Origin of the sequence: Hymenobacter sp. BRD128, assembly GCF_013256625.1 — a bacterium.
In the GTDB taxonomy this organism is placed as follows: Bacteria; Bacteroidota; Bacteroidia; order Cytophagales; family Hymenobacteraceae; genus Hymenobacter.
Genome location: NZ_CP053908.1, coordinates 931,957 through 943,983, shown reverse-complemented (window position 1 = coordinate 943,983; position 12,027 = coordinate 931,957). Strand labels below are relative to the sequence as shown.

Genomic DNA, 12,027 nt, shown 5'->3' with positions numbered 1-12,027 from the left:
CCCTAGCCCGCTAATACTGCCTTCATCAGGGCAGTGAGGCGCGGCTCGGCCAAGGCCGCCGCTGCTAGTATTTCACTGATAATAACAGGTTTAAGCTGGCCTGGGTAACACAAATCGGTGATTACCGACACGGCCAGCACGGGCAGCCCCAGGTGGCGCGCCGCAATTACTTCGGGCACGGTGCTCATGCCCACAGCATCGGCCCCGATGAGGCGCAGGTAGCGGTACTCGGCCGGAGTTTCGAGCATGGGACCGGGTACGGCCACGTAGACCCCACGCCGGGTAGTATGGCCCTGCCCCAGCGCCTCGGCCGCTGCGCGGGCGCGGGCTAGCAGGCCAGCATCGTAAGGCGCGAACATATCGGGGAAGCGCGGGCCCAGCTCGTCAAGGTTGGGGCCGATGAGGGGGTTGGTGGGCAGCAGGTTGATGTGGTCTTCAATCAGCATTAGGTCCGCAAGGGCAAACTCAGGGTTCAGCCCGCCGGCCGCATTGCTCACAAACAACTGCTTGATACCAAGCATCTTGAGCACCCGCACGGGCAATACCACCTGCGGCAACGTGTAGCCTTCGTAGTAATGAAAGCGGCCTTGCAGCACTGCTACCCTTTGCCCGGCCAGGGTGCCTAGCAGCAGGCGGCCGGCATGGCTCTCGACGGTCGAAACTGGAAAATTGGGAATATCGGCGTAGCTGATTTCGTATTCGACTTCGACTTCCTTGGCTAGGGCTCCTAGCCCGGTGCCCAAGATAATGCCGGTAGCCGGCTGAAAATCTTGGCTTTGAGCCTGAATGTAGGCGACGGCTTCTTGAATAGATTGCTGCAACGGTTTGTACAATTTAAGTATCTACGAAAAGAAATTACGCTGGCAGGTTGATGCTACCTTTCACCAGCATTTTCCTGATTTCACAACGCATGAAAACAAACTTACTATTGCTGAGCCTGCTAGGACTCGCCCACGCAGCCGCGGCCCAAGAAATAGCACCTGCCTCAAAACTCCACACTGTGAGCGTGGGCATTTTTGGTCTGGCTCCTACTGCTGGCTTCGAATACGAGCACCGACTGGGCCGGCACGGGGCAGTGGCCTTGCAGGGCTCGCGCTATTTTAATCCCGATTATCTGGGCTACCAGGCGGCGCTGGTAGGACGCTGCTATTTCAGTCAGCAGTCATCGGGCGGGTTGTATCTGCAGCTTTCGGCGGGAGCATTTACGCACCAAGGCCAGGCGCGGCACAGTTCTTACCCTGGCTTACCGCCTCAGAGCGGTACTTACACTACCACGGTGCACGGGCAAGGCGGCGGGCTGGGCCTGGGTTATCGCTGGCCGCTAGGACCACAGCTATCACTTAATACGCTGGTGGGGTTGAAGTTCTATTTTCACGACCTTGGCATAAAAGGAGGTCCGGACTACGTCGGCGACTGGTATGCCACCGGGCAGCCGGGCTCCGTGCTGGATGCGCAAGTGAGTGTAGGCTATTCGTTTTAAAAGCGCTTGCTTACTGCACCGCGAGCCGGTCGTTGCCGGGGTTGGCATCGAGGTAGAGGCCGTGGTCGAAGGTGACGCTTTGCACCGCCTTGCCGGCCGGAATGGTGAGGCTGGCCAACTGCTGGTTGGCGCGCCAGAAGTCGGGCGAGCGGTGCAGGGTTTCGGTGCTGCCGTCGGCGTAGCTCACTTTCAGGTCGACGGGCACGGCGAAGCCACCCACGTTTTGGATGGTTACCACGGTGCCCTGGGCCGTTTTATCGGCCTTGGTGAGCGCCAGGTCGATGTAGCCATTGCTGAAAAACCAGTTCTGAAAAAACCAGGTCAGGTCCTGGCCCGAGGCGCTGCTCATCGAGTTGAAATAATCCCACGGAATGGGGTGCTTGCCGTGCCAGCGGTCCATGTACGTGTGCAGGCACTTCTTGAAAAGCTCATCCCCTAGCATATCCTTGAGCGCCAAGTAACTGAGCGAGGCCTTACCGTAAGAATTGTTGCCGTAGCCGGCCTTGAGCTCGCTGCTGGGGGTGATAACGGGCAGGTCTTCGGCCGTGCTAGGGTCATTAATCCAGCGCGTCACGCGAAACTTGCGGTAGAACTCATCGGCGGCCGCCGGGCCATTCTCGGCCCGCCCGATGAGCAGCTCAAACGTGGTGGCCCAACCCTCATCCATGAAGGCGTAGCGGCTCTCGTTGATGCCCATGTAAAACGGGAAGTACGTGTGGGCGATTTCGTGGTCCTGCACCAGCTGGGCAAATTTCAGGTCCTTTTCGGGGCTATCGTTCACCATCATCGGGTACTCCATGTCGGCAAAGCCCTGCACCACCGTCATTTTCGGAAACGGGTAGGGCACGCCCGGCCAGTTGCGCGAAAACCAGCTCAGCGCGTTCTGGCTGAACTTGACGGACGAGTGAAAGTCCTCGGTCGAGTCGCCGAAGGCGGCCTGCACGCTGGCCCGGCGCTTGGTGGCGGGGTCCACGATTACACTCGCGGCGTCCCAGTCGTAATGGTCGCTCAGGGCCAGCGTCACGTCCGAAATGTCGTTGGCTTTCCAGACCCAAGTGTTGAAGGGCTGCTGGGCGGTAATGTTCTTTCTGGCCAGGTCGGCGGGCGTGGCGATGTGAATAATCTGGTCGCTGGTCATCGACTTTTCCAGCTTTTTGGCAAAAGCGGGCTGCAATACCTGCTTGGGGTTTTGCAGCGTGCCCGTGGCCCACACGAGGTAGTTGGCCGGCACGCGCACGCGCAAGGTATAGTCATTGAAGTCGTTGTAAAACTCCTTGCTATCCAAAAAGGGCAGGCGGTCCCAGCCGTTGTAGTCGTCGTACACCGCCACGCGCGGGTAGAAGTACGCCAGGAAGAAGGTCGTTTTATCCAGCATACCCTCGCGCCCGCTCTGCTGCGAAATCGGGAAGTGCCAGCCGAAGGCTAGCCGCACCGAGTCGTGCGGCAGCAGGGGCCTGGCCAGGGCAATGACCTGGGCGGTGGCGGCGCCGCGCCCATTATACGGCCTAGTTTGCCCGCCTACGGCAAACGAATCGATGGAAACGCCCTCCGTGATATAATCGGGCGAGGCATCGCCTTCCCGCGCCGCGCCGGGCTTGTGAATATTCTGAATAAGCCGGATAGTCAGGCTCTTGAGCGTGTCGGGGCTGTTGTTGAAGTAAGTTATCGTTTCGCGGCCCCGAATGTCGCGCGCCGGCGGCGCGGCCTGCACCGTAATGTCGTAGCGGGCGCGGTTTTGCCAGTACTTGGGGCCGGGGCGGCCGTCGGCGGCGCGGGTGCCCTTGGCGTAGGCGCGCTTGATGTCGCGGGGCTGGTAGAGGGCGGTTTGGGCCTGGGCAGCGTGGGCGAGGCTAGCCAGGGCCAGGGCGAAGGACGCGGTGCGAAAGGATTTCTTCATAGAAACATTTTACAAAAGAACGTCATGCTCATCTGGCGTCCGCTTGTCGGAGCATCTCGCCCGAATCGTCAGGATTAGTAATCCTAGCGGCGTGGGCAAGCTGCTTCGAGCGGACGCCAGGTGAGCATGACGCTCTTTTTTACTTAACTATTAAACTACTTGATTTCCAGCTCATAAGGCAGGCGGGCCTGTACGCCGCGCATCTGCATGAGCTGCTGGTACTGGCGCACGGCCGGATAGAGCGGGCCAAGCTTGGCTTGCAGCAGGCGGGCTTCGGCGGCGGCCTGGTCATCCTCGCCGCCACCGGTGAAGCGGCTGAAGAACTTTTCTACGGCCGATTTCTGGCGCGGCAGACGCTGCACCTGGTAGTCGTCGGCCTTGATGTGGGCGCGGGCGGCGGCTATTTTCAGCGCGTCCTCATACGAGCCCAGCACGTCAACGAGGCCAATTTGCTTGCCTTCGCTGCCGCTCCACACGCGGCCCGAAGCAATGCGGCGCAGGCGCTCGACGGGCATGTGGCGGCCCAGCGCGGCCTTGCTGGTGAAGTCGGCGTAGATGTCGTTCACCTCTAGCTGAAGCTGTTGCTTCTCGTAGGGCGACAGGGCGCGGGTGATGGTGGGCAGGTCGGAGAACTTGCCCGTGGTCACGCGGTCCACGGTGATGCCGAGCTTGTCGGCCAGCAGCGGCTGGATGTTGGGCAGCACACCAAACACGCCGATGCTGCCCGTGATGGTATTGGGGTGGGCCACGATGGTATCGCAGGCCATGGCAATGTAGTAGCCACCGCTGGCCGCCACGTCGCTCATGCTGGCGATGATGGGCTTCACTTTTTTGGTCAGCAGCACCTCACGGTAGATGATGTCGGAGGCGAGCGACGAGCCACCGGGCGAGTTGATGCGCAGCACCACGGCCTTCACCTTGTTGTCGAGGCGGGCCTTGCGGATGGCTTCAGCAAACTTGTCGCTGCCGATATTATCCTCGGAGCCGCGGCCGGTCACGATGTCGCCCTCGGCGTAGATAACGGCGATGCGATTGCCGCTGGTCTTGCCTTCCTTCTCGTCTATTTTGTCGGCGTCCTGGTAGTCGCTCAGGCTCACCACGCTCGGCTTCTTGTCGGCCTTGAGGCCCAGCTTGCCGCGCAGGTAGTCCTGCACCTGGTCGAAGTAGCCAAGCTTGGTAACCAAGTGCAGCCGCAGGGCATCTTTGGCGTTGTGCACCAGCATCGAATCGGAAATAACCTTCAGGCGCGGCGCCGGAATCTTGCGGCTCTCGGCCACCTGGCTCAGCATGTGGTTGTTGAGCGAGTTGAGGTAAGCTACCGTCTGGAAGCGGGCCGAATCGGAGAAATTCTCGCGGAAAAATGGCTCCACGGCGCTCTTAAACGAGCCTACCCGGAAGATATAGGGCTCGATACCCGCCTTATCGAACAGCCGCTTGTAGAACATGACTTCCGAGCTTAAGCCGTTGAATTCCAGCGTGCCCTGCGGGTTCAGATATATTTCATCAGCTACGCTGGAGAGGTAGTAGCTTTTCTCCGAGCTGATTTCGTGGTAGGCCACGATGAACTTGCCCGAGCGCTTGAAGTCGAGCAGCGCGTCGCGTACTTCTTCGAGGCTAGCCATGCCGCCCTGCACCAACTCCAGGTTGAGCAGAATGCCCTTGATATCGTCGTCGGTTTTGGCCCGGCGAATAACATCTTTTATTCCTACCAGCCCCAGCGTAGCACCATTGTTGCCGAGCAGGTCGGCGCTTTGCCGGCGTTCCGAAATAGGCTTATCAAATTTCAATTCCAGTACCGAGTTGCTGGCCACCGACTTATTGGAGCTGCTGCTCCCAACGGCCGCAGCCAGCCCCGCCAGCAGGATAAAACCGAGCACCGAAAACAGCACCAGCCCCACTACGGTAGCCAGCACAAACTTGAAAAATTGACGCATGAAAGGGCAGCTAATTGGTCGGGTAAAGGTAGCAGCCTCTATCGCAGTTTGGCGCAAGGCATTACGGCCCGTAAACTTTTCTGCTGGCTAGCAGCCGAGCAATCGGCTCAAATCCGTAAAATCTGCGATTAGTACCCATACTTTTCCTGCCACCAGCCGCGCAGCCGCTCCCGGATTTTGGCCTCGGCGGGGTTGTCGCCGGGGTCGTAGTAACGGGTGCCGCTCAATGCCTCGGGCATAAACTCCTGGTAAGCGAAGTTGCCCGCGCCGTTGTGTGAGTATTGGTAGGCTTGGCCATAGCCTAGCTCCTTCAGCAGCTTGGTGGGCGCGTTGCGCAGCGGCACCGGCACCGGGTGCACGCCCTGCTGGCGCACCTGGGCCTGCGCCGCCCGGATGGCGGTGTAGGCGGCATTGCTCTTGGGCGAAGTGGCCAGGTAGATAACCGTCTGGCTCAGAATCAAATCAGACTCGGGCAGGCCGATGACCGTGCACGCCTGGAAGCAGCTTTGGGCCAGCAGCAGGGCGTTGGGGTTGGCGTTGCCGATGTCTTCGGAAGAAAGAATGAGCAGGCGGCGGGCGATAAATTTTACATCTTCGCCGCCTTCGAGCATCACGGCCAGGTAGTAGAGCGCGGCGTTGGGGTCGGAGCCACGAATACTCTTGATAAAGGCCGAAATGACGTCGTAGTGCATTTCGCCGCCCTTGTCGTAGCGGGCCAGCGGGCGCTGGGCCGTGCGCTGCACGGCCTCGTCGGTGAGCTGCACGCGGCCGCTGGCGTCGGGTGGCGTGCTTTCGACTACCAGCTCGAGCAGGCCGAGCAGCTTGCGGGCATCGCCGCCCGAGAGGGCTAGCAGCGCGTGGTCTTCCACTACATCGACCGGAATTTTACTGAGCACTTCATCCTCGGCCAGGGCGCGGCGCACGATGGCGCGCAGCGTGTCGGCGCTCAGGGCCTCCAGCGTGTACACCTGGCAGCGCGACAGCAGCGCCGGAATCACTTCAAACGACGGGTTTTCGGTAGTGGCGCCGATGAGCGTGACCGTGCCGTTTTCTACGGCGCCCAGCAGCGCATCCTGCTGCGCCTTGCTAAAGCGGTGAATCTCATCAATAAACAGGATGGTGCCGGCCTGTTTTTTGGCGCGGTCGATGACCTCACGCACGTCCTTCACCCCAGCATTAATGGCCGAAAGCATGGCGAAAGGCCGTTTTAGCTCCTCGGCCAGCAGCAGGGCCAGGGTGGTTTTGCCCACGCCCGGTGGCCCCCACAAGATGAGCGAGGGCAGCCGCCCGGCAGCCAGGTAGCGGCGCAACACGCCGTGCTCGCCCAGCAGGTGGGTTTGGCCGGCGTAGTCGGCCAGGCGGCGCGGGCGGCGGCGCTCGGCCAGCGGGGCAGTGTTAGGAGTATCGAACAGAGAAGCCATGGAATAGAGTAACCGCAGTAGCGCGACTTAACAAGGGCAGAGCCAACTTTGTAGTTCGCATTGCCGCGCCAGCTCAGACGTTCCTGACAAACACTGGCGGGCGGGGCGCAAACGCGAGCTACAAAGTTCGCGCTACCACTGCGCTACTGGCGCTTCTACTTTATGTTCGCTAAAATTCGCCTGCACACGGCTCTGTTTCTGGTTTCGCTTATTTACGCCGGCACCTATAGCCTAGCCAAGGACATTATGCCGCACTACATGCAGCCGCTGGGCATCGTGACGCTGCGCATTGCCGGGGCCGCGCTGTTTTTTGGGTTGATTAAGCTAGCGGTGGCGCCGGGCGAGCGCATTACGGGCCGGGCCGATAATATGCGGGCCATTGCCAGCGGCGTGCTGGGCATTGGGCTCAACCAATTATCCTTTTTTGCCGGTCTCAACCTGACCACGCCCATCAATGCCTCGCTGCTCCAAACTATTTCGCCCATCGTAGTGGTGCTGGCCTCGGCCGTGCTGCTCAAAGACAAAATCACGCTGCCCAAGCTAGCCGGCGTGGCGCTGGGTGCCATCGGCGCGGCGGCGCTCATCCTGAGCCGGCCCAGCAACGGTGCCGAGGCTAAGGACGCGCTGGCTGGCAACTTGTATCTACTGTTTAATGCGACTGTATTTGGCCTGTACCTGGTGCTGGTAGCGCCGCTTATGAAGAAATACCACGCCTTTACGGTGCTGACGCGCATTTTTCTGGTGGGCGGCGTCATTGCCATCCCGATAGGCTTGCCACAGGCTATTCAGGCCGATTACAGCAGTTTTCCACTCTACATCTGGGCCGAAATCGGCTACATGGTCTTCTTCCTCACTATCCTGGCTTATCTCTTGAATAACTGGGCGTTGAAGTACGCTACGCCTTCGTTGCTGGGGGTGTATATCTACCTGCAGCCGGTGCTGGCGGTGCTCATTGCGGTGGCCACGGGCAAGGACCGGTTCACTCTGGATAAAGCCTGGCAGGCGACGCTCATCTTTGTAGGCGTGTGGCTGGTGAGCCGCCGGCCCAAGCCGGCCGCCGCCCCACTGGAGCCCGCCGCGCCGTAGCGCTTGCGCGGCGCGCAGCCCGGCTTTAAGCGGGCTTTTAAGTAAACCAGCGCGCCATCCATTCCCAAGCCGGGTTGGGCTACAACCTTGCCTTAGCTCAGCCGTTAGTCAAGCTCACTTACTTGCTTGTGCGCTGACAAATGACTTTTACTGGTAAAAACATTCTCGTGGTGGGGGCCTCGTCGGGCATTGGGCTAGCCACCGCCCAGCTGCTGCACGCCGAAGGTGCCACGCTGTTCGCCGCTTCGCGCCACCTCTCGCCCGAGCTGGCGGCGCTCGGCACCACACATTTCACTTACGACGCCACCCAGCCCGTAGGCACGGCTTTCGATGCGCTGCCCGAGGTGCTGCACGGCCTCGTGTATTGCCCCGGCTCCATTAAGCTACGGCCTTTTGAGCGGGTGCCAGCCGAGGATTTTCGCGCCGATTTTGAGCTGAATGTGCTGGGGGCGGTGCAGGCGTTGCAAGCCACCATCAAGCGCCTCAAAAAGGCCGAGGGTGGGGCGAGCGTGGTGCTGTTCAGCACAGTGGCCGCCGCCGTGGGCATGAGCTTTCACACCAGCATCGCCACCGCCAAGGCGGCCGTGGAGGGCCTCACGCGGGCGCTGGCCGCCGAGTACGCGGCCAGTGGCCTGCGCGTCAACTGCCTGGCCCCCAGCCTCACCGATACGCCGCTAACCGCCGCCCTGCTCAACACGCCCGAAAAAGCTGAGGCTGGCGCCAAGCGCCACCCTTTGCAGCGCGTGGGCCGGGCCAGCGACCTGGCTGGTATGGCCGCGTTCCTGCTTTCCGACCAGGCCACCTTCATTACCGGCCAGGTGCTGGCCGTGGATGGCGGCATGGGCAAGCTGAAATAATCAGTCGTTTATCACATGAAAATCACGCTCTTCTGGCACCGGCGCGACCTGCGCTTCCAGGATAATGCGGGGCTGGCCGCCGCCTTGCAAAGCGGCCAGCCGGTGCTGCCGCTGTTCATCTATGACCAGACTATTCTGGAAAAGCTGCCCAAGGACGACGCGCGGCTCACCTTCATTTTAGACCAGGTGGAGCGGCTGGCCCACGAGGCGCACGCGGCCGGCGGCGGCCTGCTAGCCCGCTACGGCCGCACGCCGGCCGTGTTCAAGCAGCTGCTCCAGGACTACGACGTGGCCGCCGTGTACACCAACGAAGACTATGAGCCCTACGCCACCGAGCGCGACGCGGCCATTGCGAAGCTGCTGCAAGCGCACGATGTGGAGTTCAAATCTTTCAAGGACCAGGTTATCTTCGCCAAAGACGAGCTGCTAACTAAAAACGGCAAGCCCTCAAAGGTATTTGGAGCGTATTCCAAAGCTTGGCAAGCGAAGGTGACGCCGGACGATTTTAAGCCGCACCCATCGGCCAGGCTTTTTAAAAAGGAGAACCTGGCTAGCCTCAAGCGTGGCGATGCCAGCCGGCCGACCCTACAGGAAATGGGCTTTGAGCGGCACGAGCAGTGGACGCCGCCGGCCCACCTGCCGCCGGCCGAAGTAGTAAAAAACTACGACAAAGTGCGGGACTTACCGGCGCTCAAGCGCGGCACTACGCGCATGTCGGTGCATTTGCGCTTCGGCACGGTCAGTATTCGGCAGCTCATGCACCAGGCGCAGGAACTGAACGATAAGCTCTTAAACGAGATGATATGGCGCGATTTCTTCATGATGCTGCTCTGGCATTTCCCGAATACCGCCACGGAGGCCTACGACCCCAAGATGCGCCACCTCCCCTACCGCGATGACCCCGAGCAATACAAAGCCTGGTGCGAGGGCCGAACCGGCTTCCCGCTCGTGGATGCGGGCATGCGGCAGCTCAACGCCACGGGCTACATGCATAACCGGGCGCGCATTGCGGCAGCCGGCTTGCTGGTCAAGCAGTTGTTTATCGACTGGAGGCTGGGCGAGCACTACTTCTCGGAGAAGCTGCTCGACTACGACATGAGCAACAATGTGGGCAACTGGCAGTGGATGGCCGGCACCGGTGCGGTGGCCGCGCCCTGGTTTCGGGTGTATAGCCCCGACAGCCAGCAAAAGCAGTACGACCCTGAGTATAAATACGTAAAGCAGTGGGTGCCCGAGTTTGGCACCGACCAGTATCCGGCGCCGATAGTGGACCACAAGTTTGGCCGCGAGCGCGCCATCGACCTCATCCGCAAGGGCCGTAAATAAGCCGGCTAGCCCGAACTGCCGGGCAGCGCTCACGGTTATACTTGCATGGAGCCAACCCTGCTAAAGCCCGCCTACCTCGACTACTTGCGCCGCCACGGCCGCGCGCCCAAAACCGTTTTTGCCTTTGCCGACGCACAGGGTATTACGGAGAGTGAATTTTATCGCCACTACGCCTCCTTTGCCGTTATCGACCGCGAGGCGTGGGTCGATTTTGGCCGCGAAGCCCGCGCCCAGGCTAGCCAGGAACCGGCCTGGCAGGGCTACGGCGCCCGCGAGAAGCTGCTGGCGTTTTATTACACGCTGCTCGAAATTCTGAAAAACAACCGCAGCTTCGTACTGCTCACGCTGGGCCGCTCGCAAAAGCGCCAGCCAGCCTTGATACCTAAAGTGCTGAGCAAGTTTGAAGACGAGTTTAAAGAATTTGTGCAGGAGCTTTTGCAAGAGGGTCGCGCCACTGGCGAGGTGGCTAGCCGGCCGTTTTTGCAGGATGGCTACGGGCGCATTTTCTTGCGCCAGCTGCAGTTTATCCTGCTCTATTTCGTGCGCGACGAGTCGGCCAACTTCGAGCGCACCGACGCGGCCGTGGAAAAGGCCGTGACCCTAAGTTTTGACCTAGTGGGCCGCAATACGTTTGACTCGGCCCTGGACTTTGGCCGGTTTTTGCTGCAAAAGCGCGCCTAGCCATGTCCGACCAACCTCAGGAATCGCTGCCCACCTCCAAGGTGGCCCGCGCCGCCCGCTTCGCCAAAACCGGCTTTAAGGTGGGCGCCAACTACGTGCAGCACTACGCCAAGAAAGCCGTGGGCGCCGACTCACCCACCACCGACCTGCACGAGGCCAATGCGGCCGAGCTTTACGGCACCCTTAGCGAGATGAAAGGCTCGGTGCTGAAGGTGGCCCAGATGCTGGCCATGGAAAAAAACCTACTGCCGCCCGCCTACGCGGCGCAGTTCAAGCAGGCGCAGTACCAGACGCCGCCGCTCTCGGGGCCGCTGGTAGTCAAGGCGTTTCGCGATGCCTTTGGGCACTCGCCCAGCCAGATTTTTGATGAGTTTGAGCCCGAGGCCCGGCAGGCGGCCAGCATCGGGCAGGTGCATTTTGCCCGCAAAATGGGGAAGAACCTGGGCGTGAAAGTGCAGTACCCCGGCGTGGGGGCCAGCATCCGGTCCGACATTGCGATGGTGAAGCCGGTAGCGCTGCGCATTATGGGCCTAAAGGAAGAAACGTTGCGCCCGTACTTGGCCGAAGTAGAAGCGCGCCTTATCGAAGAGACTGATTATAAGCTCGAACTGAGTCGGGGCCAGGCCGTGGCGGCCAAGTGCGGCCACCTGCCGCACCTGCAATTCCCGACGTATTATCCCGCGCTATCGGCAGCACGCATCCTGACCATGGACTGGTTGCCCGGCCAGCACCTGGTCGAGTTTCTAGCCGACAACCCCAGCCAGGAAGTGCGCAACCAGCTCGGCCAGGCACTCTGGGATTTTTACCAGTACCAGCTGCGCGAGTTGCGCCAGCTGCACGCCGACCCGCACCCCGGCAATTTTCTGTTTAGCCTCACCGCTGGCGGCACCGTGGGCGTGCTTGATTTTGGCTGCGTGAAAGATGTGCCGTCGCTGGAGCAGCAGCAGTTTTTGGCCTTGTTCGACCCCGCCACCCTAGCCGAGCCCGCCCGCCTCGAAGCGCTGCTCGCCGAAGCCGGCGTGCTGCGCCCCACCGACCCGCCAGCCTTGCGCGCCATGTATTTGCGCACGCTCACGCAGTCGCTGGAGCTGGTGGGCCGGCCGTTTAGGCAAGCCACGTTTGACTTTGGCGACCCGGCGTATATGCGTAGTCTCTACGCGCTGGGCGATGACCTTATGCATGACCAGGACCTGCGCCAGCAGCGCGAGCCCCGCGGCTCGGCCCACTTTGTGTATCTGAATCGGACTTACGTGGGCCTGTTTTCGCTGCTCACCGAACTGGGCGCCGTGGTGCGCACGCAGTACGTGGGCTAGCCCGCCCGGCATTCCGAAAACCTCTGCGAGAT

At 61.0% G+C, this 12,027-nt stretch carries 10 protein-coding genes; 6 read left to right on the top strand and 4 right to left on the bottom strand.

Going from position 1 to position 12,027, the window contains the following annotated elements:
• Positions 1-2: 2 nt before the first annotated feature.
• A complete protein-coding gene (locus tag GKZ68_RS04225; RefSeq protein WP_254244158.1) occupies positions 3-833 on the bottom strand; it encodes a purine-nucleoside phosphorylase in 831 nt (276 codons plus the stop codon).
• 77 nt (positions 834-910) lie between these two features.
• On the opposite strand from GKZ68_RS04225, the gene GKZ68_RS04220 reads away from it, so the two are divergent.
• A complete protein-coding gene (locus GKZ68_RS04220) occupies positions 911-1,480 on the top strand; it encodes a hypothetical protein (protein ID WP_173111019.1) in 570 nt (189 codons plus the stop codon).
• Positions 1,481-1,490: 10 nt separating this feature from the next.
• Here GKZ68_RS04220 and GKZ68_RS22360 read toward each other — a convergent pair whose 3' ends face one another.
• The 3 genes from GKZ68_RS22360 to GKZ68_RS04205 all read right to left on the bottom strand — a co-directional run bounded on the left by GKZ68_RS22360 (position 1,491) and on the right by GKZ68_RS04205 (position 6,732).
• Positions 1,491-3,377 carry a M1 family metallopeptidase gene (locus tag GKZ68_RS22360; RefSeq protein WP_173111016.1) on the bottom strand — a complete coding sequence of 629 codons (1,887 nt, stop codon included), beginning with the start codon at positions 3,375-3,377 and terminating at the stop codon, positions 1,491-1,493.
• Positions 3,378-3,532: 155 nt separating this feature from the next.
• Complete coding sequence (gene sppA, locus GKZ68_RS04210) at positions 3,533-5,311, bottom strand: signal peptide peptidase SppA (protein WP_173111013.1); 1,779 nt, start codon at positions 5,309-5,311, stop codon at positions 3,533-3,535.
• A 128-nt stretch (positions 5,312-5,439) separates the two neighbouring features.
• Entirely contained in the window at positions 5,440-6,732 is a 1,293-nt protein-coding gene (locus GKZ68_RS04205) for a replication-associated recombination protein A (protein WP_173111011.1), read from the bottom strand.
• 162 nt (positions 6,733-6,894) lie between these two features.
• Here GKZ68_RS04205 and GKZ68_RS04200 point away from each other — a divergent pair, with 162 nt between their 5' ends.
• The 5 genes from GKZ68_RS04200 (at position 6,895) to GKZ68_RS04180 (ending at position 11,995) form a co-directional block, all read left to right on the top strand.
• Positions 6,895-7,818, top strand: coding sequence for a DMT family transporter (locus GKZ68_RS04200; protein WP_173111008.1), 924 nt, complete (start codon positions 6,895-6,897; stop codon positions 7,816-7,818).
• 140 nt (positions 7,819-7,958) lie between these two features.
• Positions 7,959-8,675: an SDR family NAD(P)-dependent oxidoreductase gene (locus GKZ68_RS04195; protein ID WP_173111005.1), complete on the top strand. Its 717-nt coding sequence runs from the start codon at positions 7,959-7,961 to the stop codon at positions 8,673-8,675.
• A gap of 15 nt (positions 8,676-8,690) precedes the next feature.
• On the top strand, positions 8,691-10,001 hold the full coding sequence (locus GKZ68_RS04190) for a deoxyribodipyrimidine photo-lyase (protein WP_173111003.1): 1,311 nt from the start codon (positions 8,691-8,693) through the stop codon (positions 9,999-10,001).
• Between the two features lie 45 nt (positions 10,002-10,046).
• Entirely contained in the window at positions 10,047-10,682 is a 636-nt protein-coding gene (locus GKZ68_RS04185; protein WP_173111000.1) for a TetR family transcriptional regulator C-terminal domain-containing protein, read from the top strand.
• A 2-nt stretch (positions 10,683-10,684) separates the two neighbouring features.
• Positions 10,685-11,995 carry an AarF/ABC1/UbiB kinase family protein gene (locus tag GKZ68_RS04180; protein WP_173110997.1) on the top strand — a complete coding sequence of 437 codons (1,311 nt, stop codon included), beginning with the start codon at positions 10,685-10,687 and terminating at the stop codon, positions 11,993-11,995.
• The last annotated feature ends 32 nt before the right edge of the window (positions 11,996-12,027 follow it).